Consider the following 24,052-nt stretch of genomic DNA (forward strand, 5'->3'; position numbering starts at 1 on the left):
TTTTGTAGAATTAACTTTTACAGCAAATATGGAATCAGTTGCCCTCAAAAGGTTGCCATTTTAAAAATAAGGAGGGTTTGTGTATGTTAGAAATAGAAAAGCCAATAATCGAATGTGTAGAAGCGAATGAGGATGGTACTTACGGTAAGTATGTGGTTGAACCTTTGGAAAGAGGTTATGGAATTACTTTAGGTAATGCGCTTAGAAGAATTTTATTATCTTCTTTACCAGGTGCTGCAACTACATCTGTAAAAATCGATGGAGTACTTCATGAATTCTCTACTGTACAAGGGGTTAAGGAAGATGTTACTGAATTAATTCTTAATATCAAAGCCTTAGCTTTAAGAATGAATGGTGAAGGTTCAAAGACCATCTATATAGATGCAAAGGGTCCTGGCGTTGTTACAGGCGCAGATATAAAGAGTGACGGAGATGTTGAAGTTGTAAATAAAGATTTACATATTGCAACTTTAGATAACGATGGAAGACTTTATATGGAATTAACAGTTAATAAGGGAAGAGGATACGTTACTCAGAATAAAAATAAGAGTGAAGAGTTACCAATTTCTGCAATAGCTGTGGACTCAATATACACACCAGTAAAAAGAGTTAACTTTACTGTAGAAAATACAAGAGTTGGTCAAATCACTGATTATGATAAGTTAACTTTAGAAATATGGACTAATGGTACTATAAAAATCGATGAAGCGATAAGTTTATCAGCTAAGATTCTTATAGAACACTTTAAATTATTTATGTCATTGACAGATAATACAAATGATGTTGAAATAATGATAGAAAAAGAAGAAGATAAGAAGGAAAAAGTCCTAGAAATGACTGTAGAAGAACTTGATTTATCAGTTAGATCATATAACTGTTTAAAGAGAGCTGGTATCAATACTGTTCAGGAACTTGCAACAAGATCTATGGATGATATGATGAAAGTTCGAAATCTAGGAAAGAAGTCCTTAGAAGAAGTTGAACATAAACTTAAAGAATTAGGTTTAGGTTTAAAACTAAACGACGAGTAAGGAGGTAAATCCATGGCAGGTTATCGTAAGTTAGGTCGTCCTACTGACCAAAGAAGAGCGATGCTTAGAGGGCTTGTTACAAGCTTCTTAAAGTATGGAAAAATAGAAACAACTGAAACTAGAGCTAAGGAAACTAGAAGCCTTGCAGAAAAGATGATTACTCTTGCTAAGAGAGGTGATCTTCATGCTAGAAGACAAGTTTTATCTTTTGTTCAAGAAGAAGCAGTTGTTAAGAATCTTTTTGAAAATATAGCTCCACAATACGTTGAAAGAAACGGTGGATATACAAGAATGTATAAGAAGGGTCCTAGAAGAGGGGACGGAGCTGAAGTAGTTATACTTGAATTAGTATAATAATTAGGGGATTAAGTATAGACTTAATCCCCATTTTATAATATAAAATTATTAATCTATATATTATAGAGAAGAAGATTTAGAAAATAATTACTAAAGAAGAATTTTAGTATATAATTATATTATAAAGTTCACTATATTATTCTTTTGTATAATGTATGGAAGGTTTTAACACGGAGGAAATAGCTATGATTGAAAATATGATAGAGTTTCAAGGTATAACATATAAATATACTTCGATAGAAGAAGAAAAAGAAATAGAAAGATATGCAATAAAAGGGATAGACTTAGAAGTTCGAAAGGGAGAATTTCTTGTAATATTAGGACATAATGGTTCAGGAAAATCTACATTAGCAAAACATATTAATGCATTACTTTTACCGACTGAAGGGAAAGTAATGGTAGCTGGATTAGATACTTTAGATTCAAATAATCTTTGGAAAATCAGAAGTAAGGCAGGAATGGTGTTTCAAAATCCAGATAATCAGTTGGTAGCAACTATAGTTGAAGAGGATGTGGCTTTTGGTCCAGAAAATTTGGGAATAGAGCCTAAAGAAATTAGAAGGCGTGTAGATGAAAGCTTAGAAAGGGTAGGGATGTCTGAATATAAGAGACATGCACCACATCTTTTATCTGGAGGACAAAAACAAAGAATAGCAATTGCTGGGGTTTTAGCGATGAAGCCTGACTGTGTGGTTTTTGATGAACCAACTGCTATGCTAGATCCAAGTGGTAGAAGAGATGTTATGAAAAATATTAAGGAATTAAATAAGAAGTATGGAATGACTATAGTTCTTATAACACATTATATGGATGAGGCTGCTGAAGCTGACAGAATTGTCGTTGTAGATGATGGTAAAATTATAATTGAAGGTACCCCAAGGAAAGTATTTTCTAAAGTTGAAACTATGAAGAAAATTGGGCTAGATGTTCCGCAAGTTACAGAATTAGCTTATGAACTAGAAAAGTCAGGTATTAATATTAGTACTGAAATATTAAATGTTGATGAAATGGTGGATGTATTATGTCAATTAAAATAGAGAATTTAACTCATATATATATGCAAAATGGACCATTTGAAAAGGTGGCATTAGATAATGTTAATATAGATATAGAGGATGGAGATTTTTTAGCACTCATTGGGCATACTGGGTCAGGAAAATCTACTCTTATACAGCATATGAATGGCTTGCTAGAAGCTACGAGTGGAAAGATAATAATAGATGGAATAGATATTACTAAAAAAGGTGTAAAGTTAACGGATATAAGAAAAAAGGTAGGTTTAGTATTTCAATATTCAGAATATCAATTATTTGAAGAGAGTATTGAAAAAGATATAGCGTTTGGACCAAGAAATTTAGGACTTTCAGAAGAAGAAATTAATATTAGAGTTCGAAATTCAATGGAGAAGGTGGGCTTGGATTATGAAACTTATAAGGATAAATCACCTTTTGATCTTAGTGGAGGACAAAAAAGAAGAGTGGCTATTGCAGGGGTTATTGCCATGGAACCTAAAATATTAATATTGGATGAACCAACGGCAGGATTAGATCCAAAGGGAAGAGATGATATTTTAGGACAGATTCAAAAGCTACATAAAGATTATGGGATGACTATAATTTTAGTAAGTCATAGTATGGAGGATGTTGCTAAAATTGCAAAGAATGTTATTGTAATGGATCATGGAAAAGTAGCACTTAAGGGAAAACCTGAAGAAGTTTTTAGCGAAGTTGAGACATTAGAAAAAATAGGATTAGGGGTTCCGCAGGTTACATATTTAATGAGAGCCCTTAAAGAAAAGGGGTTTAATGTTTCTCAAAATGCTTATACAATAGAAAAAGCGCGAGAAGAATTACTTAAAATATTATTAAAAGATAAGCAATAGGGAGGGGTATGAATGCTAAAAGATATAACTATAGGTCAATATTTACCAGGGGAATCATTTATTCATAAACTTGATCCAAGAACTAAGATAATCATATCCCTGCTATTTATTGCTTCATTATTTGTCATTAATAAATTCGTAGGATATATATTGGTAGTGGCTTTTTTAGCGGCTGTAATAATAAATGCAAGGATACCACTAAGCTATATATTTAAAGGATTGAAACCAATTTTATTTCTTATAATAATAACAGGTATATTAAATATTTTTATGATAAAAGGTACTGATGAAACCTTAATAACTCAGATAGGTTTTATAAAAGTTTATAAAGAAGGCTTAATGACAGCTGGCTTTATGGCATTGAGACTAGTTTTTTTAATTATAGGAACTTCTTTGTTAACATTAACTACATCTCCAATTGAACTTACCGATGGAATAGAAAGATTGTTAAGACCTATTGGAAAGGTATTAGCTCATGAGCTAGCTATGATGATGACGATAGCATTAAGATTTATTCCTACTTTAATGGAAGAAACAGATAAGATAATGAAAGCGCAAAAAGCAAGAGGTGCAGATTTTGAAACAGGTAATATAATACAAAAGGCAAAAAGTTTAATTCCGTTATTGGTACCACTTTTTATAAGCTCTTTCAGAAGAGCAGATGAATTAGCTATGGCTATGGAAGCTAGATGCTATAGAGGTGGGTCTGGAAGAACTAGAATGAAGGAATTAAAGTATTCTATTAATGATATAATAGCATATGCAATATTTCTGACTTTATTTATAGGCAGTTTTTTAGTTAGATTTATGCTATAGGGTATAGGTGTTATGAAGAACATAAAGTTAATAATCGAATATGATGGTACAAAATACGGTGGATGGCAAAAACAAAATAATAGTAAAACAATACAAGAAACTATTGAGAAAGCATTAAGTAAATCTACAGGAGAAGTTATTGAATTAATTGGTTGTTCAAGAACTGATGCTGGAGTACATGCTAGAGGCATGGTTGCCAATTTTAAAACTAGTAGTAGTATCCCACCTGAAAAGTTTAGAGAGGCTGTTAATAGGAATTTACCAGATGATATAGCTATAATAAAGTCAGAGGAAGTTGCTCTTCAATTTCATTCAAGGTATAGCTGCAAAGGCAAAACTTATAGTTATACTATAATTAACAGATATGAGAAGCTTGCTATAGGAAAAGATTATGCTTATCAAGTTAGAGATAAGCTTGATATAAAGAGTATGGAAAAAGCTTGTGATTTTTTTATAGGTAGGCATGATTTTTCGGCATTTAAAAGTAGTGGAAGTTCAGTTAAAACATCTATAAGGACAATTTCTAAATTACATTTAACCCAAAATGATGAAAAAATAGAAATATATGTATCAGCAGATGGATTTTTGTATAATATGGTTAGAATAATAGTTGGTACGTTAATAGAAGTTGGCAAAGGTAAGATTAGGGTCGATGATATTAAAAGTATAATTGAATCTAAAGATAGAAGTAAGGCAGGGCCATGTGTTAAGCCAAATGGGTTAATTTTAGAAAAAGTTTTTTATTAATAGCAAAAAAACAAGAAAAAATGTTGACACGCCCGTAAGCGTGTATTATAATAAGTTTGTTTGTTAGAAATATTTATGTGTAAAAGATCCACTAGCCCCGGGTCTTGACATAAAAGCAATACTTCAAAGAAGTAAAGCAAGATGTAAGTTCAGGGAGGGAAATAGATGAAATCATACATTGCAAAAGCACAAGACGTTGAAAGAAAATGGTATGTTGTAGATGCTGCTGGTAAGCCACTAGGAAGAGTAGCTAGCCAAGTTGCTTCAATATTAAGAGGTAAAAATAAGCCAACATTTACACCAAATGTTGACTGTGGAGATTTCGTTATAGTAATCAATGCAGAAAAAGTTGTTTTAACTGGTAAGAAGTTAGATCAAAAGTTTTTCAGAAAATACAGTGGTTATGTTGGCGGATTAAAGGAAACTCCTTATAGAGAAGTTTTAGCTAAGAAGCCAGAATTAGCTTTCGAAGAAGCTGTTAGAAGAATGCTTCCAACAGGTGTTTTAGGAAGACAAATGCTTAAGAAGCTAAAAGTTAACAGAGGAGCTGACCACAATCATGAAGCTCAAAAACCAGAAGTGCTTGAGTTAAAGTACTAATATCAGCTCGGGAGGAGGAATAGAAAATGGCAAAAGTTCAATACATGGGAACTGGAAGAAGAAAAAAATCAGTTGCAAGAGTAAGACTTGTACCAGGAAGTGGTAAGGTTGTTATAAATAAGAGAGATATAGAAAACTTTTTTGGTTTAGAAACTTTAAGAATGATAGTAAACCAACCATTAGTTTTAACAGGAACTAAGGATAAGTTTGACGTTTTAGTTAACGTACATGGTGGTGGTTTCACAGGTCAAGCTGGAGCTATCAGACACGGAATAACTAGAGCATTAGTTAAAGCTGACGAAGCTTTAAAACCAGAATTAAAAAAGGCAGGTTTCTTAACTAGAGATCCAAGAATGAAGGAAAGAAAGAAATACGGTCTTAAGAAAGCAAGAAGAGCTCCTCAATTCTCAAAGAGATAGTTTTCGGAGTTATGCAAAACCCACAAACTCAGTGTTTGTGGGCTTTTTTTATTAGTTGTAAATGGAATACAAATTTAGATTATAGTTCTTTTATATCTCATTTTATGCTTATAGGATGTAGATATTTTCGACAAGTTAAAGAAAAGAAGTCAGATAACATTACTATAGTTAAATAATTAAATCAGAATAATAGTTTAAGAAGTCCCTCAAACATGATATTTGAGGGATTTCTTAAGATCATCCATAAGTTTTTTCGAATAAACTTTATAATATTTCACATAATAAATTTATAATTGTTTTAATGAATGGGAGGTATTTTATGCGAGTAAAAAGAGTAGTTATTTTATTGCTAGCCATTCTTATGATTTTTCCAATTCGTATATCTGCACAAGAAGATAATGTTAAAGGAATAATACTAATTGATGCTGGTCATGGAGGGATTGATGGAGGAGCAAAGGGAAAAGAAGGAACAATCGAGAAAAATATTAATTTGTCTATAAGTAAAAAATTGAAAAAGAAGCTTGAAGATGAGGGATATAAAGTATTTATGACAAGGGAAGAGGATAATTCATTAGCTAGTGGGAAAGCTAAGGATTTAAGTGCTAGGTGCAAAATGAAAAAAGAAACTAAATGTGATATGTTTATATCAATACATCAAAATAAGTTTAGTAAAGAGAGTTGTTATGGTGCACAAGTATGGTATGCCAGTAATGAAAAAAGTAGTCAACTGGCTAAGCTAATTCAAGAATCTTTGAAAGAAAATGTAGATGATAAGAATCATAGAATAGCAAAAGCTGCAAAAGATCAATATAAAATTCTTAGAGATGGATATGATGGGGCATGCATAATAGTAGAATGTGGCTTCTTATCGAATTATAAAGAAGAAAAGAAATTAAAAACTGATGAACATCAGGATAAAATTGTAAGTGGAATTGTATGTGGTGTAAATAAATATTTTCAAGAAAAAAAATAATTTCCTAGGAAATAGAGGAAAATAGAAAGAAAGTTGTCATAAAGATATTAAATTTAGAGACAACTTTTTTCTGTTTTTATATTATATTTCAATGATATAGGAGAAGCTTCTATACTATCAGAAGGTGGTGGCTGAGTTTTACTTTTAAATTTATATACTGTATAAATGTTGTATATAATAAGGTATAGCAGTATCATTATCATAATACAAATTATTAAATTAATTATTTTAAGAAGTTGTCTATTATTCATTTATTAACCTCAATTAATCTTTACTTATTTATAATATTAATAAGTGTAAAATATGCAGTTATATAGAAGCTATTGTAAAATTTCGTGAAAGCACATAAAATTATATATATGTGGAGGTGGAGTTATGAGAGAAGTAAATGTAAAAGAGATAGAAGATATAATAAGAGACCTATGTATAGAATCAAACTATTATCTTGAAAAAGATATTGAAGAAGCGCTTATAAATGCAAAGAAAGAAGAACCATATCCAATAGCTGAAGACGTATTGGATAAATTAATAATAAACGCAGGAATAGCTAGAGATAATGAAGTCCCTATGTGTCAAGATACAGGAATGGCTTGTGTATTTTTGGAAGTTGGACAAGAAGTTCATTTTACTGGAGGGCTTATAAGTGATGCTATAAATGAAGGAGTAAGAAGAGGATATGAAGAAGGATATTTAAGAAAATCTGTAGTAAAAGACCCTATAAATAGAGTCAATACTAAGGATAATACTCCAGCAGTTGTTTATTATGATATAGTGTCAGGGGATAAGGTTAAAATTACCGTTGCACCGAAAGGGTTTGGATCGGAGAATATGAGTAGAGTTGGCATGCTTAAACCAGCTGATGGAATTGAAGGGGTTAAGAAATTTATACTAGAAACTGTAAAGTTAGCAGGACCAAATCCGTGTCCACCTATGGTTATAGGAGTTGGAATAGGTGGAACTTTTGATAAGGCTACTTATCTAGCTAAGAAGGCCTTGATTAGACCAATAAATATAAGAAATAAAGATAACTTCTATAAAGAATTAGAAGAGGAGTTGCTTCAGAGTATTAATGAACTTGGAATAGGTCCACAAGGTTTTGGTGGAAAAACAACAGCTTTAGGTTTGAATATAGAAACTTATCCTACACACATAGCAGGGTTACCAGTAGCGGTTAATATAAACTGTCATGCAACAAGGCATAAGGAATTTATCCTATAGGAGGCGATAGAAAATGGAGATTAAACTTAATACACCACTTACTGAAGACAAAGTTACTGCTTTGAAAGCTGGTGATAGGATATTATTATCAGGAACAATTTATACAGGAAGAGATGCGGCACATAAAAGGCTTATAGAATTGTTGGAAAAGAAAGAAGAGTTGCCATTAAATATAAAGAATGAAATTATATATTATGTAGGCCCAAGTCCAGCAAAACCAGGAACCCCTATTGGATCTGCTGGGCCAACTACAAGTTATAGAATGGATCCATATGCACCTAAGCTTTTAGATTTGGGGTTAAAAGGAATGATAGGCAAAGGTGCTAGAAATAAAGAAGTAATTGAATCAATCAAAAAAAATAGAGCTATATATTTTGGAGCGATTGGAGGGGCTGCGGCCCTTATAGGAAAGAGCATAACAAAATCTGAAATAATAGCATATGAAGATTTAGGGGCAGAAGCTATTAGAAAAATAGAAGTTAAGGATATGCCACTAATAGTTATAATTGATAGTGAAGGGAATAATCTTTATGAAGAGGGACAAAAAGATTATTTAAAAATGAATAATAGGTAGTGAATAGTTAAAGGGTTATCTTGGATAACCCTTTAAGAATTATTTAATTCTATAAATTTGTAAAACCTCTTCCTTTAACTTCGGAAACATCTAAAATGCTAATAAATGCTTTAGAATCAATTGATAATATTTTAGATTTTAATTCTATCATTTGCCTGGAAGTTACTAGGCAATATAGCATACGTCTGTCACTATCAGTAAATTCTCCTCGTGCAGGAAGGGTAGTAACACCCCTATTAAGATCTTTTATGATATAATTAATAACAATATCCTCTTTTTCTGTTAAAATAAGCATAAGCTTTTTACTTGAAAAACCAGTAAGAACTTGATTTAATACTATGCCCTGTATAAAAATAGATATAAGAGTATATAAAGCTCTAGGAATTCCAAAAATAAGTGCACCAATAAATACAATAAGACAATTTAAAGTAAAGCCCATAGAGCCTATTTTAAAGTTTGAATATTTTTGCCTTATTAACATAGTAATTATATCAGTACCTCCTGTGGAACCATTTCTAAGGAATACTAGGCCATATCCAATTCCACAAAGGACGCCACCGTATATACAATAAAGCAATATATCATCTACTTTGATAAGCGTAGAAAATTGTTTTGTAAAAATAAGTGAGAAAGAAAGAGAAGTCATACCTATAGCAGAGTATAGAGTGAATCTCTTAGATAATTTCATAAAACTTAAAACAAATAGTGGTAAGTTAAGTATGAATACCGTATATCCTGATTGGAATCCAGTAAGGTATTCAATAATAAGTGCTACACCTGTAGCTCCACCGCTTAGTAGTTTAGCGTGAATTAAAAATAAGTTAACGCCTAGAGAAGCTATGAAGCAACCTAAAAATATAATTAATACATCAACAATAAATTCGTTATGTTTTCTTATAAAATTCATAATATACCTCTTGTACAATCTAAATAATTTATATAAACCAACATAATTATATATGAAAAGTATTATAAAGTTAAGTATTTATAGGAAAAAATATTACAAAATAAGAATAAGTTGTCTAGGTGGAAGTGGTTTTTAGACAATATTGGAGAAAGGAATTTGGATTAAATGAATAGAATAAAATTGCCTGGAAGCAAAAAAATGAAAATAATTTTGCTAATTATATTAGTAATTATAGCAGCTGGAGTAATTATTAAATTTGGAATAGATAATAGAAAAAATGTTAAAGAAGATATTAGACAAGAGCAAGATAGTAGTATTGAAGAAATTATTTCTACAAACGAAGAGAAAAATCAAAAAAGGGAAGAAAGTAATCCGGTGAATCAAGAGGAAGAGAATCTATATAATGAAGCATATGATTTGTTTTTTCAAGGAAATTATAGTGAAGCTATAAATAGAGCTGATAGCATAATTGAAAAGTTTCCAGAAAGCTATAAGGCATATAATATTAGAGGGATAGCTAAGGCTTTTAGCATAGGTTTTGAAGAAGGTATGATTGATATAGAAAAATCTTTGGCAATAAAAGGTGACTATTGGTACGCTAGGTATAATAAAGCTTTGAATTATGAATTGCATGGAAAGTTAAATGAATCGCTAGTATGGTATGATAAATCTCTTGAAATTGAACCTTACATGTGGAGTTATTACGGTAAAGCTTCAATATATGGGAGAATGGGAGATGTAGATAATACTGTTTTAAATTTAAACAAAGCTATAGAAGTTGAAGGTGCTAATGAAGGGGAATCGGGGATTAAGAAAGAAGCGAAAACTGAAAAAGATTTTGATCCTGTTAGAGGAAATTCAGAGTTCGAAGAACTTATAAAAGATAACAAATAGAATTAAGATTCTATTTGTTATCTTTTAATTTTTATAGTTGCTTTTGTTGTAGACGTTAGCTTTCTAAAGTATCATAAATGCCTTTTGCAGCTTGAACGATTATAAGAGAAGCTATAATGTTATATAGAATAAATGAGAGATGTAAAGCGTATGGTCCAAAAATTTTAAATTTGAAGCTCAAAAGAGCACCAATAACAACCCCGGGCAATACATATACGATTAAGGTGATCAGCATAAAAATGCCTTTCATCATTTGATTTGATACCTTATCAAATAGTTTGTAATTTAATACCGAACCATAAATTGATATAGCACCAAAAGATGTGTAAGCTAATATTGAAAATATAACTTCTATAGGATCTGATCCCATTATAATACCACAAGGGATAAATAAAATCATTCCATCAACAAAATACTTAATCAGTGATGATAAGGTTGAATAAAACAATTTTGAGGCACTACTAGCCGGAATGAGAAAAATAAAGTGGCTGCTTAAATCGAGTGACCATTTTCCAGTATAGCTTGAGATAACCATCATATAGATTGAAAATAATAAAAAACCATATAGTGGCACAGATAAGTATAATCCTACAGCAATTGAAGCGATTAAGTATATACCAGATAAAATATTTAAGAAGTAATATCCTGATTTTTTATATTCCAACATGTGCCTAAAAAATATTGCTTTGGAGTATAGTGCAGAATAATTAAGTTTAGCATTTCTACGAGCAAAAGGTTTACGAGTACCTTGAAGTTTATTAAGTTCCTTTGAATTAAAACCACTATTACGATAGCTTTGAGCAACTTCGTTTTGTTCAGCAGAAGGTAATGCATCCTCATAAAAGTCCAAATTAAAGTTATATAGTATAGTTATACAGATAATTCCTGTAAGTATTAATAGGCCTACATATAATGCTATTGAAATGTTAAATCCATTTAAACACTGTATAATTGCAGCTCTTGTCCATCCAATTATAGGGATGTAATTGAATCCGTTCATATTAAAGAATTCAATAGAAAATTGAAACTTATTTCCGTTAGAATGAGTATAGATATAATATGACAATGATAAGAAGATTAATAATGAACCGTACTTTATAACTTTTATAGCAATTTCTTTTAAATTCGAGTATTTTGAAAAGATGCCATAAAGCAGTAAGGATATAGATGATAGTATAATAAAAAATAATAAAATCAATACTACCAATATTACAATTCCACCATTAACAAAATCAAATTTATTCGATAGGTTTGGAATTTGAAAAAGTAAAATTATAGAGAAAGCAAATACAAATGATATTTCTTTAATAAAACCATAAAGTAAAACATTTTGAGATTTTATTGGAGAAGTAAAAATTATATTTACGCCGCTCATAGTATAGCGGAAATTTTTTCGAGTGACTCCGCTATAAAGTGTATACATAAAAATTAATATAAGTACAATTGTTAAAATTCCTGTAAAATAGCGTGATTCAACAAAAGAATTATTACTACTCCCTTTAATTGATCCAAGAATCATAAGAAATATAAAAAATCCATAAAAGATAAATGGAACTATTCTTGATGGTTTATGTTTTATACTTTTTATATAATTTATAGAATTTCTTTTAAGTAAATAAATGAAAAGGCTCATTATTTATCACCTTCCTCAGTAACTTTAAAGAAGATATCTTCTAGACTTTCTGAAGAGGTATTTTCAAATTCACATTTAGTTTTTGAAAATACAACAGTTCCTTTATTCATAATAACGATTCTGTCCCAAATATCTTCAACGGAATCTAGTAAATGAGTACTTACAATCATTGATACTCCTTGCTCCTTTAATTTTATCATAAGATTTTTTAATTCTTTTATTGCTTTAGGATCCAGACCTATCATAGGTTCATCAAAAAGAATAAGCTTAGGTTTAGTTACTAAGGCACAACAAATGCTAAGTTTTTGTTGCATACCCTTGGAAAGTTCAGAACCGAATTTCTCTGTTTTATCACTTAGATCGAATATGTCAAAAAGTACATTGGCGTATTCTTCATAATCTTCTAATCCATACGCTCTAGCGACAAAGTGAATATGCTCTCTTACTGTTAACAGAGGAAATAGGCCAGGAAGTTCTGGTACATATCCAAATAATTTTTTACCCTCTATACTTTTATTAGAAAATCCCCCTATTTTAATATCACCTATATAACGAAGAAGTCCAGCGATGCATTTTATAGTAGTTGACTTTCCAGCTCCATTAGGACCAGCTAAAACCCCAATTTCTCCCTCATTTATGGCAAGATTTAAATTATTAACAGCGTTGAATTTTTTATAGGTTTTTGTAAGGTACTTAATTTCTAACATAATAAAATCCCCCTTGTATTATTTGTAAATATTATACTATAAGGGCAGCTTGAAAACTTAATAGAGGGAAATATTTAAGAAAGATTTATACTAATAGTGTGGGAGAAGAGTAATTAATAAAAACGTAATAAAGGAGAACTTATTTTATGCTTTAATAAAGTTAGGTTATAATAAGAATAAAAACCTAAGGGGGTTGTCATATGTATAATGTTTTGGTAGTTGATGATGAGAAAGAAATAAGAGATGCTATTGAAATATATTTAAGAGGTGAAAATTTAAAAGTTATTAAGGCTGAAGATGGACTTGAAGCGTTAGATATATTAGAAAGTAAACAAATACACCTAATCATATTGGATATTATGATGCCTAATTTAGATGGAATTAAAACATGTATGAAAATAAGAGAAACAAATAATATCCCAATAATAATGTTATCTGCAAAAGGCGAAGATTCAGATAAGATATTAGGGTTGAATGTAGGTGCTGATGATTACATACCAAAACCATTTAATCATCTTGAGTTAGTCGCTAGGGTAAAATCTCAATTAAGAAGATATGAGAATCCACTTAATGTTGAAGATAAAGGCACTGTTAAGGTTAAAGATCTAGAAATAGATACTCTAGCAAAAAAAATAACGGTTAGGGGAGAGGAAGTTAGAGTAACAGCTACAGAATATAAGATATTACATTTATTGGCTTCTAATCTTGGACGTATTTTTTCTATAAAAGAAATATATGAAAAAGTATGGGAAGAACCTTTTTATAAGAGTGAAAATACTGTTACAGTTCATATAAGAAGAATTAGAGAAAAAATTGAATTAAATACTAAAGAACCTGAATATATTAAGGTGGTGTGGGGTATTGGCTATAAAATTGAAAAGTAGACTTAAGAAATACATAAGTCAAATATGGCTGATAGAAATAATAATTTTAATATTAATATGCGTGTACTTTGGAATCGAAGTTTTTAAGGATTATTCAGATAATTCTTATTCAAGAGTCATGTCAGCAGTTGAAGCAACAATAAATCCAAAGGATTATTATCAAAAAAATTTAAAAGGTGATTCCTATGAATTAGCTAAGATGATCTATGATAAGACCAACTCTTTTCAAAAGCTTTACTATGTAAATCAGGATGTAACAAATATAATAAAAAAGAACTTTATTTATAAGTATTATGAAAAAGAAGGGTATTCTATCGGAAAAAATATTTATTTTATAGTTAGAAATAAAAATACTAATGAAATCCTAACTAATGATCCTAGCCAGTACTTGGAGGCTACAGATGCTGAATATACAGACGAGGATATTAATTCATATATAGAAGAAAAGTATAATGGTAATGAGTTGGTAATAAATTATGATAATCAAAATAGTTTTAATAAATTAGTTGAAAACGGTGAAATAAAAGTTGATAAAAGTATTCTAAGTAATTACGAGGAATATTATTATACTTCTTTAGACAATTACAAAGAAAGTTCCAATTGGAGAATTATATTATACGTTAGTTTGCTATTTCTAATATGGATGTTTCTATTTATAAAAGTTTTAGCAGTCATTATTGCCAATAGAGGAAAAGTAATTATTAAAGGGAATTTTATTGGTAGTATTGCTTATGTATTGAAGTATGGATTTAGGTATAAGCAAACTAGAAGAATGTTAGTAGCAACTATAATATGTTCAATTATATTTTTTATATTATATTTATATTTATTAGCTATAGGAGGATATGAAAATAACATCCTTGTTACTTTCTTTACATTATATCCTTTTAAGGGAAGCATAATGCTTATGGTGTTGCCAATGATAGGAATAATGTATTCTATGAAAAAAACTATAGAAATATCTAGGGTAAATGATAGTTTGAAGAAGATAAATGATGGAAATTTAGATTATCATATTGTGGAGCAGGGTGGCTCTGAAGTTTTGGAGCTTATAAAAAATATAACTAAAATAAAGTCAGGATATGAGATAGCAGTTGAAGAGACATTAAGAAACGAAAAGTTAAAAACTGAACTTATTTCTAATGTTTCACATGATTTGAGAACTCCTTTAACTTCAATTATTAATTATGTTAATATATTAAAATCACCAGATATAACTGAAGAAGAAAGAATAGACTATATAAAGATATTAGAGCAAAAGTCTAAGAAGCTTAAAGTTTTAATAGATGACTTGTTTGAAATGTCAAAAATCAATAGTGGAAAGATAAAGTTAAATAAAGAGAATATAGATATAATGTCTTTGATTCATCAGGCCGTAGGAGAATATTCGTATTTATATGAAGAGAAGAATATAGAGTTTAAAGTAAATAGCTCAGTTGAAGAGATTGATATGGATCTTGATGGGAAAATGATGTCGAGAGTTATAGAGAATATAGTTATTAATGCATTAAAGTATTCACTAGAAAATACAAGAGTGTATATAGATGTGATGGATGGGGAAGATAATGTAGAAATAGCTTTTAAAAATATTGCAAATTATGATATGAATTTTGATAATAATGATATATTTGAAAGATTCTCTAGAGGAGACAGTTCTAGAAATTCCAAGGTTGAAGGATCAGGATTAGGCCTTGCTATAGCAAAAAGTATTGTAGAGTTGCATGATGGTGAGATAAATGTTATTAGAGAAGGAGATATGTTTAAGATATATATCGTACTTCCTAAAAGTTATGAGAATAGAATGAATACTGAAAAATGAAATCTTCTATAAATGAATAAAAAGAGATGTATTGATAAGCTGTTTAAAAATAGAAAGTGTTGGATATTTTTAAACAGCTTTTTTATATTCTTTTATAGGAATATAAAATATTTATTAATAATAATTGTTATAGATAAAAGGAGGAAACAGGAGGATGGCATTAATATTTCTCTTTAGTATTCTTAAAAAGATAGTAGGTAATTTTACATATTAAGAGATAATAATTATAATTACTATATGTTGTATAAAAAAAAGAGGATGTATATTATATATACTAAATATAGTGGAGGAATGAAATGGAGATGCTGGAGAAGTTATTGGAGTTTGCATTAGAAGGAGTTAAGGATTATGAGGGGATATATACTAAAGAGAGATTAGTTGAGGCATTAGATCATATAATGAGACCTAATATGTCTATGGATGAGGTAAGAAATTCGTTAATACAAGTTTCTTTGGAATTAACAACTGATGTAGAGCCAAAATGGCAATTTGTTGCAGCTAGGTTATATATAGAAAGGTTACATGATGAGGTTAGAAATAATAGAAATTTAGGAGAAAACAAAAATTTATATTCTGATTTCTATTTGTTTATTGAAGAACTAACTAATAAAAATTTGTATGGAAGGTATATACTAGAGAATTATTCTAAGGAAGATATTTATGAACTAGAAAAGGAATTAAAACCGGAAAGGGATTATCTGTTTACATATAGCGGAATAGATTTACTAAAAAAAAGATATCTTACACATGATTTTAATAGAAATGTCATAGAGTTACCACAGCAAATGTTTATGGGAATTGCTATGCATCTTGCTATTCCAGAGAAGAAAGAAAAAAGAGTAGAATGGGCAAAAAGGTTTTATGACGTTTTAAGCTCTCTTAAAGCTACAATGGCAACTCCTACAATGAGTAATGCAAGAAAGCCATTCTATCAACTTAGCTCATGTTTTGTAGATACAGTGGATGATAGTTTAAATGGTATATATAAATCTCTAGATAATTTTGCAGAAGTATCTAAGTTCGGGGGTGGTATGGGGATATACCTTGGAAAGATTAGAGCTTTAGGATCACCTATAAGAGGGTTTAAAGGTGCTTCAGGAGGAGTTATACCTTGGATAAAGCTATTTAATGATACTGCAATAGCTGTCGATCAATTAGGAGTTAGAAATGGATCTGTTGCAATATGGTTGGATGTCTGGCATAAAGATATGCCAGAATTTTTACAGATTAGAACTAATAATGGAGATGACAGAAAAAAAGCTCATGATGTTTTCCCTGGGTTATGCTATCCTGATCTGTTTTGGAAACTTGCGGAGACAGATATAGATGCTAATTGGTATATGATGTGTCCTTATGAAATAAAAAATGTAAAAGGATATTCATTAGAGGATTTCTATGGTGAGGAATGGGAAGAAAAATATTATGAGTGTGTTAATGATAATAGAATTTCAAAAAGGGTGATGTTAGTTAAAGATATTGTAAGACTTATTATAAAAAGTGCAGCAGAAACAGGAACGCCTTTTGCTTTTTATAGAGACACAGTTAATGAAATGAATCCTAATAAACATAAAGGAATAATATATTCATCTAATCTTTGTACAGAAATAATGCAAAATATGAGCCCAATGGAATCTAAGAATTCTGAGATTGTAGATGAAAATGGTGATAAGGTAGTTATAGAAAGAAGAAAGGCTGGGGATTTTGTTGTTTGTAATCTTTCTTCTATAGTTTTAGGGAATGTAGATGTTTTAGACGACGAAGAACTTGAATATGTTGTTGAAACTCAAATAAGGGCTATGGATAACGTTATTGATTTAAATTATTATTCAGTTCCTTTTGCAGAAATTACAAATAAGAAATATAGAGGAATTGGACTTGGAACTAGTGGATATCATCATATGCTTGCAAATAATAAAATTCATTGGACATCAGATGAACATATAGATTTTGCGGATAAAGTCTATGAGAAGATTAATTATTATGCAATTAGGGCTAGTATGACGATCTCCAAGGAAAAGGGAAGATATTTGGAATTTGAAGGTTCAGATTGGGACAATGGGAATTATTTTGATCTAAGAGGATATAATTCGGAAAGATGGTTAGAACTCAAAAAAGAAGTAAGAGAACATGGTATGAGAAATGGATATCTAATAGCAATTGCTCCAAACGGATCTACAGCAACAATAGCAGGTACAAGTGAAGGGGTAGATCCAGTAATGTCTAGATTTTATTTAGAAGAAAAGAAAGGTAGTATAGTACCCAAAACAGCTCCAAATCTTTGTGATGAGAATTACTGGTACTATAATTCTGCTTATAATATTAACCAAGAGTGGTGCGTAAAAATTAATGGGGTAAGACAAAGACATATAGATCAAGGGCAGTCATTTAATTTATATATAACTACTGATTATACGATGAGACAAATAATGAACCTTTATGTAGAAGCTTGTAAATGTAAAGTTAAATCAATATATTATGTGAGAAGTAAATCTCTAACTGTTGGAGATTGTGAAAGTTGTTCAGCTTAAGGAGTGATAATATGACTATTAATAGAAAACCATTATTTAATGAATATGGGGATATTGAGACAAATAAAAAAAGAATGATAAATGGAAATACAACTAATCTTAATGATTTTAACAATATGAAATATTCATGGGTTAGTGACTGGTATAGGCAAGCTATGAATAACTTTTGGATACCAGAGGAAGTAAATTTATCACAAGATTTAAAAGATTATGGGAATCTTTCCAAAAGTGAAAGAATAGCATATGATAAGATACTTTCTTTTTTAATTTTTTTAGATTCAATTCAAACAGCTAACTTAGGAAATGTATCAAGCTATATTACAGCAAGTGAAGTTAATTTATGTCTAACTATTCAAGCGTTTCAAGAAGCAGTGCATTCACAAAGCTATAGTTATATGCTTGATACAATTTGTTCGCCAGAGAAAAGAAATGAAATTTTGTATCAATGGAAAGATGATAAAATACTTTTAGAGAGAAATAAGTTTATTGGGGATTTATATAATAATTTTATTTTAAATCCAAGTAAAAAAAATTTATTAAAGACTATAATGGCAAACTATATTCTTGAAGGGATATATTTTTATTCTGGATTTATGTTCTTTTATAACCTTGAAAGACATGGGAAAATGGCTGGATCAGCTCAAGAAATTAGATATATTAATAGAGATGAAAATACCCATCTTTGGTTATTTAGAAATATAATAAAAGAACTACAAGAGGAAGAACCGGATTTGTTTACAGAAGATATGAAAAGTGAATTAATCGATATGATGATAACAGGAGTTGAGCATGAAATAGCCTGGGGTCATTATGTTATTGGGGATGATATACAAGGAATAAATAAAAAGTTAATTACAGATTATATAAAATATTTGGCTAATTTAAGATCAACATCTATAGGTTTAGGAGAAATCTTTCTCAATGTTAAAAAAAATCCTGCAGAATGGGTGGATACCTTAGCAGATGCAAATTCAGTTAAAACTGATTTTTTTGAAGGAAGATCAACTGCTTATGCAAAAGTCACAGCACTTGTAGATGATTTGTAGAATGTCTAATATTTAACAAATAAGGTAATTTTTCATTGAAACTTTTTAAAAAAACGGTTATTTAAAGGTTAACATGTTGAAAAAATGTGTTATAATAATCTATGTTACATTTAATTGTTAAAGGTTTACCAAAGTGGTTAAGGTTTTAAACCAGTAAGTGATTTTAGTAAATTAATATAATTTGAGGAGGATCATAAATTATGAAAAAAGGTATTGCCGCTTCAAAAGGATATGCAATAGGAAAAGTTTTTGTACAAGAGCATGAAGAAATAGTTATAACAGATTCTAAGGTGACAGATGTAGCAGGGGAGCAAGAAAAATTAAAGAAAGCCCTTGACAACTCAAGAGAACAATTAGAAAAAATCAAAGTAAAAGCAGCAGCTGAAATGGGAGAAGAAAAGGCAGCAGTTTTTGAAGCACATATTACATTATTAGATGACCCGGAATTTACAGGGGCAATGAATTTAGAAATTGAAACTAATAGTGTAAACGCAATGAAAGCCGTAGACAGTGTTACTAATACATTTGTTATGATATTCGATTCAATGGAAGATGCTTACATGAGAGAAAGAGCAGCAGATATTAAGGATGTATCAAAAAGAATTATATCAAACTTAGCAGGTAAAGGTGGAGACGCATTTGCTATAACAGAAGAAAATACAATAGTTGTTGCTCATGATTTAACTCCATCAGATACAGCACAACTTGACAGAACTAAAGTTATAGGATTTATGACAAACATAGGTGGAAGAACTTCTCATGCTGCTATTATGGCAAGAACATTAGAAATTCCAGCTGTACTTGGTCTTGGAGATATAACTACTTCAGTTAAAAATGGAGATTTAGTTATATTAGATGGTATTTCAGGAGATGTTATAATAAATCCTTGTGAGGACGTTATAGCTGAATATAAAGCTAAAAAGGAAAAATTCACTGCTGAGCAAGAAGAATTAAAGAAATTAATAGATGTAAAAACAACTACTAAATCTGGAAAGAGAATAGAAGTTTGTGGAAATATAGGTAAGCCAGAAGATGTGCTTGGAGTAATAGCTAATGGTGGAGACGCTGTTGGATTATTTAGAACTGAGTTTTTATATATGGATAGAGATAGTGCTCCAACTGAAGAAGAACAATATGAAAGTTATAAATTTGTTCTTGAAAAGATGGAAGGAAGGCAAGTTGTAATTAGAACTCTTGATATTGGAGGAGATAAGACACTTCCTTATTTACCATTACCAGAAGAAATGAATCCATTCTTAGGATATAGAGCAATAAGACTTTGTTTAGATAGAAAAGAAATATTCAAGGTACAATTAAGAGCGTTACTAAGAGCTTCAGTATATGGTAAGCTATGTGTTATGTTCCCAATGATATCTGGATTAGAAGAGTTTATGCAAGCAAAAGAAGTTGTTGAAGAATGTAAGACTGAATTAAAAGCAGAAGGAAAAGCTTTCTCAGAAGAAATTCAATGGGGTATCATGGTTGAAATTCCAGCTGCTGCAGTTTATGCTGATGAACTTGCAAAGCATGTTGATTTCTTCTCAATTGGAACTAACGACTTAATTCAATATACATTAGCTGCTGATAGAATGAGTGAAAAGGTATCATACCTTTACAACCCAATGCATCCAGCAGTATTAAGATTAATAAAAATGACAATAGATGGTGCTCATAAGCATGGAAAATGGGTAGGAATGTGTGGAGAAATGGCAGGAGATGAAGCTGCTATCCCAACTCTAGTTGAATATGGACTAGATGAATTCTCAATGAGTGCTACTTCAATATTAACAGCTAAGAAGATAATATTAGAGCAAGAATAAGAATAATTTAGAACCTCAATGGAATTTAATTTTCATTGAGGTTTTTTATTTGAATTTATATTTAAGTTTAAGGAACTTTAGCTTCAATATTTAGAGTAACTATAGTATCATTTATATTGATTGGTATTACAAAAGGTTAATATTTAGAGGTGGGGATAGCTATGAAAAGCAAACAAAAGGATAAAGACTACATGAAGGCAGTCCGTTTTTATGAAGAGGGAGAGCTTGAAAAAGCATTAAAGAAATGTGATGAATCTATTTCGAATAACTTAAGAAATGCAGCAACCCTTAATTTAAAGGGATTGATTCTATATTTAAAAGGTGATTTAGAAGGAGCAAAGGCTCAGTGGAAAATAAATTCTGAACATAATGATGATAGCTTAGCCAAACATTATATACATGATTCTAAAAGCGATATTAAAAGAGCACAGTATTATAAGGTAGGCGAAAGTTATTTAAAACAATTAAGAATTGAAGAGGCAATAGCTGAATTAGAAAAATGCACAGAAAGTGATTTTAACTCAATAAAAGTAAATTTAGCACTGTCCATTTGTTATTTAAGAAAGGGTGACTATGCACGTAGTAGTGTTTATGCTACTAAGGTACTTAATGTTGATAGAAACAATATAGGTGCTAAAAATATAGCTAAAGAACTTAAGGACGTAGGTGGAATTAAGTTAGAAGTAAGTAAAAGAAATATATGGGCAAAAGGTTTGTTATTCACAGTAGCAACTGTAATAATTGTAGGTAGCATTGTAGCAGGAGCTAGAATATATTTGAATAGTAAAAATACTAGTAGTGAATCAAGTGAAACATTAGTGGAGAAAAATCAGGATACAGACAATGCTCAAGAAGAAAATATTGATGATAAGAATGAGACTGAAGAAAAGGGAGAAACTAAGACTGAAAATCTAGTAGATTTTAGTGTATTGGAATCATCTGTGAATAATAAAGATTACGAGGCTATATATAATAATATAAAAAATGTTAATGGAAATGATTTAAAAGGAAGAGATAAAACTATATATTATAAAGGCATAGAAATTCTGAAAAATGAGGGAGCAAACTTCTTTTATAGGAAAGGATCTGAACTTTATAATAAGAAGGCATTAAATGAAGCAAAGTCTGAGTTTTCAAAAGGATATGAGTATGGTAATGGAAACTATATATATCCTCACATAGTATTTTTTAAAGCAGCAACAGATGAAGAGTTAGGAAATATAGATGATGCTATTAGTGGATACGAGGAGTTTTATAACAAGTTTAAAAATGAGACTTATATGGAGGAAACTACATATAAACTTGCATTATTATATAAGGAAAGGGATATAGATAAAAGTATTGCTTTTGCAAGAGAGATTAGAGAAAAATATCCATCATCTATGTATAATAATAAAGCTATTTCTAATTTACTAGATACTAAATAAATTAGGATGTGGTATTTTGATTACAGTTATAAAAGATGTAGAAGTCTATAGTCCTAAATATATAGGAAGGAAACAAGTTCTTATAGTAGGAAATAGATTTGAAGGAATTTATGATGAAATTAGTATTCCTACTAACTTTATCCACATTAATGAAGTTGATGGAAGTGGAAAGTTAATTTTTCCTGGCTTTATTGATAATCATGTGCATATTATTGGAGCGGGTGGAGAAGAAGGATTTTCTACAAGAACCAGTGAAATTAAATTTTCAGAATTAACAACTTCAGGAATAACTACAGCAATAGGATGCCTTGGCACAGATGGGGTATGTCGAGATATGGAAAGCTTAATTGCAAAAGCAAGATCACTTGAAGAAGATGGTATATCAGCTTATTGTTACACTGGCTCTTATCAGGTCCCTGTTGTAACAGTGACAAATAGCATAAAAGAGGATTTAATGCTTATCGATAAAGTTATTGGAGTTGGAGAAATTGCACTCTCTGATCATAGAAGTTCACAACCTACTTTTGAAGAGTTTGTAAAAGTTGCTGCAGAAGCAAGAGTTGGTGGACTATTGTCAGGAAAAAGTGGTATTGTGGATATACATATGGGTGTAGGAAATAGAAGATTAGAAAAGGTATTTTTACTGTTAGAAAATACTGAAATTCCACCAACACAATTGCTACCTACTCATATTAATAGGAGTAGGGAACTTTTTGAGGAAGGAATAGAATATTTAAAAAAAGGTGGATATATAGATTTAACTACTAGTTCAGACCCGGACTATTTAGAGCCAGGGGAGTTGATTGCAAGTAAAGGATTAAAAAGGATATATGATTTAGGTCTACCTATAGAACAGGTTACTTTTTCTTCTGATGGACAGGGGAGCATGCCCAAATATAATGAGAATGATGAATTTATGGGAATAGGTATATGTTCTGTAAAATCCCTTTATTGTGAAGTAAGAAAAGCCATTCTAGAAGAAGGAATGCCAATAGAAAAGACTATAGTGGTAATTACTTCCAATGTGGCAAAATTATTTAAGTTAAAAGATGTAGGGGAGATAAAGGCAGGATATTTTGCAGATTTTGTGTTAGTAAATAAAGATGATTTAAAGATTTGTGACGTATATGCAAAGGGGAAAATCTTAGTTAAGGACGAAAAAGCAATAGTTAAAAATGTTTTTGAATAAAAAAAAGAGGGTGTAAACCCTCTTTTAACATTTAAAAAATAAATGATGTCCTATAGATTTAGTATCTTTTTTTTCAGTATGCTGCATCCAAGAACATGTAGAAATAGACGGGTTATAATAGTATAGAGCTTCATTAGTAGGATCACTTCCTCTTAAAGCATCGTATACAGCGGCATAACAATTTTTATCAGGATGGGCAGCTATATGCCCATTATTTACGCATGAAAATGCTTTGGGCTGATATATCACTTCCTTAATTGTGTTGGGGAATTTAGGACTTAAGACCCTGTTTAAAACTACAGAGGCTACAGCTACTTTCCCTTCGTATGGCTCACCTCGACTTTCGGCGTAAATTAATTTTGCCATTAAATCAATGTCGGATTGAGTTATATATAATTTTTTTTGACCGTGATTAAAGACTTCTACTGCCTTATCTATATTATTTTGGTCTAAATTTTCCGATCCTGCATTTGGTTTTGCATCTAAAGCTTTTGCTGTAGTACAGTTAGAAAATACTACAAGTGAGAGGGCTAAGCAAAGTATAAATAGATTTAAAAATTTTTTCATATGAACCTCCTTTT

The 24,052-nt window shown here is 30.3% G+C and carries 23 protein-coding genes; 19 read left to right on the plus strand and 4 right to left on the minus strand.

Annotated elements, in window-relative coordinates; translation table 11 throughout:
* Nucleotides 1-83: 83 nt before the first annotated feature.
* The 11 genes from FAY47_RS12065 to FAY47_RS12115 all read left to right on the plus strand — a co-directional run bounded on the left by FAY47_RS12065 (nt 84) and on the right by FAY47_RS12115 (nt 8,617).
* Nucleotides 84-1,031 carry a DNA-directed RNA polymerase subunit alpha gene (locus FAY47_RS12065; RefSeq protein ID WP_143316970.1) on the plus strand — a complete coding sequence of 316 codons (948 nt, stop codon included), beginning with the start codon at nt 84-86 and terminating at the stop codon, nt 1,029-1,031.
* A gap of 12 nt (nt 1,032-1,043) precedes the next feature.
* Nucleotides 1,044-1,385, plus strand: a complete 342-nt coding sequence (rplQ, locus tag FAY47_RS12070) for a 50S ribosomal protein L17 (RefSeq protein WP_143316971.1) — start codon at nt 1,044-1,046, stop codon at nt 1,383-1,385.
* A gap of 188 nt (nt 1,386-1,573) precedes the next feature.
* Complete coding sequence (locus FAY47_RS12075) at nt 1,574-2,425, plus strand: energy-coupling factor transporter ATPase (protein WP_143316972.1); 852 nt, start codon at nt 1,574-1,576, stop codon at nt 2,423-2,425.
* Nucleotides 2,410-3,270 (plus strand): energy-coupling factor transporter ATPase, encoded by an 861-nt coding sequence (locus FAY47_RS12080; RefSeq protein ID WP_143316973.1) that lies wholly within the window; start codon nt 2,410-2,412, stop codon nt 3,268-3,270. Before FAY47_RS12075 ends, FAY47_RS12080 begins: the two co-directional genes overlap by 16 nt.
* Nucleotides 3,271-3,282: 12 nt before the next feature.
* Nucleotides 3,283-4,086 carry an energy-coupling factor transporter transmembrane component T gene (locus FAY47_RS12085; protein WP_143316974.1) on the plus strand — a complete coding sequence of 268 codons (804 nt, stop codon included), beginning with the start codon at nt 3,283-3,285 and terminating at the stop codon, nt 4,084-4,086.
* Nucleotides 4,087-4,098: 12 nt separating this feature from the next.
* A complete protein-coding gene (gene truA, locus FAY47_RS12090; protein ID WP_143316975.1) occupies nt 4,099-4,833 on the plus strand; it encodes a tRNA pseudouridine(38-40) synthase TruA in 735 nt (244 codons plus the stop codon).
* Nucleotides 4,834-4,998: 165 nt separating this feature from the next.
* The gene (gene rplM / locus FAY47_RS12095; RefSeq protein ID WP_143316976.1) at nt 4,999-5,433 is read left to right on the plus strand and encodes a 50S ribosomal protein L13; all 435 of its coding nucleotides are present in this window, start codon (nt 4,999-5,001) and stop codon (nt 5,431-5,433) included.
* Between the two features lie 26 nt (nt 5,434-5,459).
* Nucleotides 5,460-5,852 carry a 30S ribosomal protein S9 gene (gene rpsI, locus FAY47_RS12100; RefSeq protein ID WP_143316977.1) on the plus strand — a complete coding sequence of 131 codons (393 nt, stop codon included), beginning with the start codon at nt 5,460-5,462 and terminating at the stop codon, nt 5,850-5,852.
* Nucleotides 5,853-6,171: 319 nt separating this feature from the next.
* Nucleotides 6,172-6,825, plus strand: coding sequence for an N-acetylmuramoyl-L-alanine amidase (locus FAY47_RS12105; RefSeq protein ID WP_143316978.1), 654 nt, complete (start codon nt 6,172-6,174; stop codon nt 6,823-6,825).
* A gap of 375 nt (nt 6,826-7,200) precedes the next feature.
* On the plus strand, nt 7,201-8,043 hold the full coding sequence (locus FAY47_RS12110) for a fumarate hydratase (protein ID WP_143316979.1): 843 nt from the start codon (nt 7,201-7,203) through the stop codon (nt 8,041-8,043).
* Nucleotides 8,044-8,056: 13 nt separating this feature from the next.
* Nucleotides 8,057-8,617, plus strand: coding sequence for a Fe-S-containing hydro-lyase (locus FAY47_RS12115; RefSeq protein ID WP_143316980.1), 561 nt, complete (start codon nt 8,057-8,059; stop codon nt 8,615-8,617).
* A 49-nt stretch (nt 8,618-8,666) separates the two neighbouring features.
* On the opposite strand, the gene FAY47_RS12120 is transcribed toward FAY47_RS12115, so the two are convergent.
* Complete coding sequence (locus FAY47_RS12120; protein WP_143316981.1) at nt 8,667-9,524, minus strand: YitT family protein; 858 nt, start codon at nt 9,522-9,524, stop codon at nt 8,667-8,669.
* Nucleotides 9,525-9,689: 165 nt separating this feature from the next.
* Between FAY47_RS12120 and FAY47_RS12125 the strand changes: the two genes are divergently transcribed.
* Nucleotides 9,690-10,418 carry a hypothetical protein gene (locus FAY47_RS12125; RefSeq protein ID WP_143316982.1) on the plus strand — a complete coding sequence of 243 codons (729 nt, stop codon included), beginning with the start codon at nt 9,690-9,692 and terminating at the stop codon, nt 10,416-10,418.
* Between the two features lie 55 nt (nt 10,419-10,473).
* Here the strand turns inward: FAY47_RS12125 and FAY47_RS12130 are convergent, their stop codons facing one another.
* Together FAY47_RS12130 and FAY47_RS12135 are read right to left on the minus strand one after the other, a co-directional pair.
* Nucleotides 10,474-12,051 (minus strand): putative ABC exporter domain-containing protein, encoded by a 1,578-nt coding sequence (locus FAY47_RS12130; RefSeq protein ID WP_143316983.1) that lies wholly within the window; start codon nt 12,049-12,051, stop codon nt 10,474-10,476.
* On the minus strand, nt 12,051-12,758 hold the full coding sequence (locus FAY47_RS12135; protein ID WP_143316984.1) for an ABC transporter ATP-binding protein: 708 nt from the start codon (nt 12,756-12,758) through the stop codon (nt 12,051-12,053). Before FAY47_RS12135 ends, FAY47_RS12130 begins: the two co-directional genes overlap by 1 nt.
* A gap of 200 nt (nt 12,759-12,958) precedes the next feature.
* On the opposite strand from FAY47_RS12135, the gene FAY47_RS12140 reads away from it, so the two are divergent.
* The 7 genes from FAY47_RS12140 (at nt 12,959) to iadA (ending at nt 23,471) form a co-directional block, all read left to right on the plus strand.
* Complete coding sequence (locus tag FAY47_RS12140) at nt 12,959-13,642, plus strand: response regulator transcription factor (RefSeq protein WP_143316985.1); 684 nt, start codon at nt 12,959-12,961, stop codon at nt 13,640-13,642.
* Nucleotides 13,620-15,461, plus strand: coding sequence for a histidine kinase dimerization/phospho-acceptor domain-containing protein (locus FAY47_RS20970; RefSeq protein ID WP_243129613.1), 1,842 nt, complete (start codon nt 13,620-13,622; stop codon nt 15,459-15,461). The genes FAY47_RS12140 and FAY47_RS20970 overlap by 23 nt, the downstream gene beginning before the upstream one ends.
* 296 nt (nt 15,462-15,757) lie before the next feature.
* On the plus strand, nt 15,758-17,989 hold the full coding sequence (locus tag FAY47_RS12150) for a ribonucleoside-diphosphate reductase subunit alpha (RefSeq protein ID WP_143316986.1): 2,232 nt from the start codon (nt 15,758-15,760) through the stop codon (nt 17,987-17,989).
* An 11-nt stretch (nt 17,990-18,000) separates the two neighbouring features.
* A complete protein-coding gene (locus FAY47_RS12155) occupies nt 18,001-19,035 on the plus strand; it encodes a ribonucleotide-diphosphate reductase subunit beta (protein WP_143316987.1) in 1,035 nt (344 codons plus the stop codon).
* 200 nt (nt 19,036-19,235) lie between these two features.
* A complete protein-coding gene (gene ptsP / locus FAY47_RS12160) occupies nt 19,236-20,855 on the plus strand; it encodes a phosphoenolpyruvate--protein phosphotransferase (RefSeq protein ID WP_143316988.1) in 1,620 nt (539 codons plus the stop codon).
* A gap of 161 nt (nt 20,856-21,016) precedes the next feature.
* The gene (locus FAY47_RS12165; protein WP_143316989.1) at nt 21,017-22,282 is read left to right on the plus strand and encodes a tetratricopeptide repeat protein; all 1,266 of its coding nucleotides are present in this window, start codon (nt 21,017-21,019) and stop codon (nt 22,280-22,282) included.
* Nucleotides 22,283-22,298: 16 nt separating this feature from the next.
* A complete protein-coding gene (gene iadA / locus FAY47_RS12170; RefSeq protein WP_143316990.1) occupies nt 22,299-23,471 on the plus strand; it encodes a beta-aspartyl-peptidase in 1,173 nt (390 codons plus the stop codon).
* A 24-nt stretch (nt 23,472-23,495) separates the two neighbouring features.
* On the opposite strand, the gene FAY47_RS12175 is transcribed toward iadA, so the two are convergent.
* Complete coding sequence (locus FAY47_RS12175) at nt 23,496-24,038, minus strand: cell wall hydrolase (RefSeq protein ID WP_143316991.1); 543 nt, start codon at nt 24,036-24,038, stop codon at nt 23,496-23,498.
* Nucleotides 24,039-24,052 lie beyond the last annotated feature (14 nt).

Source organism: Clostridium sp. HBUAS56017, from assembly GCF_007115085.1.
Taxonomy (GTDB): Bacteria; Bacillota; Clostridia; order Clostridiales; family Clostridiaceae; genus Clostridium; species Clostridium cibarium.

Bases quoted from the DNA above. Each gene is read 5' to 3' on its own strand.
- FAY47_RS12120 (WP_143316981.1), bottom strand. From the start codon at position 9,524: ATGAATTTTATAAGAAAACATAACGAATTTATTGTTGATGTATTAATT.
- truA (WP_143316975.1), top strand. From the start codon at position 4,099: ATGAAGAACATAAAGTTAATAATCGAATATGATGGTACAAAATACGGT.
- rpsI (WP_143316977.1), top strand. From the start codon at position 5,460: ATGGCAAAAGTTCAATACATGGGAACTGGAAGAAGAAAAAAATCAGTT.
- FAY47_RS12110 (WP_143316979.1), top strand. From the start codon at position 7,201: ATGAGAGAAGTAAATGTAAAAGAGATAGAAGATATAATAAGAGACCTA.
- FAY47_RS12085 (WP_143316974.1), top strand. From the start codon at position 3,283: ATGCTAAAAGATATAACTATAGGTCAATATTTACCAGGGGAATCATTT.
- rplQ (WP_143316971.1), top strand. From the start codon at position 1,044: ATGGCAGGTTATCGTAAGTTAGGTCGTCCTACTGACCAAAGAAGAGCG.
- FAY47_RS12080 (WP_143316973.1), top strand. From the start codon at position 2,410: ATGTCAATTAAAATAGAGAATTTAACTCATATATATATGCAAAATGGA.
- FAY47_RS12175 (WP_143316991.1), bottom strand. From the start codon at position 24,038: ATGAAAAAATTTTTAAATCTATTTATACTTTGCTTAGCCCTCTCACTT.
- FAY47_RS12150 (WP_143316986.1), top strand. From the start codon at position 15,758: ATGGAGATGCTGGAGAAGTTATTGGAGTTTGCATTAGAAGGAGTTAAG.
- FAY47_RS12135 (WP_143316984.1), bottom strand. From the start codon at position 12,758: ATGTTAGAAATTAAGTACCTTACAAAAACCTATAAAAAATTCAACGCT.
- FAY47_RS12165 (WP_143316989.1), top strand. From the start codon at position 21,017: ATGAAAAGCAAACAAAAGGATAAAGACTACATGAAGGCAGTCCGTTTT.
- FAY47_RS12065 (WP_143316970.1), top strand. From the start codon at position 84: ATGTTAGAAATAGAAAAGCCAATAATCGAATGTGTAGAAGCGAATGAG.
- FAY47_RS12140 (WP_143316985.1), top strand. From the start codon at position 12,959: ATGTATAATGTTTTGGTAGTTGATGATGAGAAAGAAATAAGAGATGCT.
- FAY47_RS12155 (WP_143316987.1), top strand. From the start codon at position 18,001: ATGACTATTAATAGAAAACCATTATTTAATGAATATGGGGATATTGAG.
- FAY47_RS12075 (WP_143316972.1), top strand. From the start codon at position 1,574: ATGATTGAAAATATGATAGAGTTTCAAGGTATAACATATAAATATACT.
- FAY47_RS12125 (WP_143316982.1), top strand. From the start codon at position 9,690: ATGAATAGAATAAAATTGCCTGGAAGCAAAAAAATGAAAATAATTTTG.
- FAY47_RS12115 (WP_143316980.1), top strand. From the start codon at position 8,057: ATGGAGATTAAACTTAATACACCACTTACTGAAGACAAAGTTACTGCT.
- ptsP (WP_143316988.1), top strand. From the start codon at position 19,236: ATGAAAAAAGGTATTGCCGCTTCAAAAGGATATGCAATAGGAAAAGTT.
- rplM (WP_143316976.1), top strand. From the start codon at position 4,999: ATGAAATCATACATTGCAAAAGCACAAGACGTTGAAAGAAAATGGTAT.
- FAY47_RS12105 (WP_143316978.1), top strand. From the start codon at position 6,172: ATGCGAGTAAAAAGAGTAGTTATTTTATTGCTAGCCATTCTTATGATT.
- FAY47_RS12130 (WP_143316983.1), bottom strand. From the start codon at position 12,051: ATGAGCCTTTTCATTTATTTACTTAAAAGAAATTCTATAAATTATATA.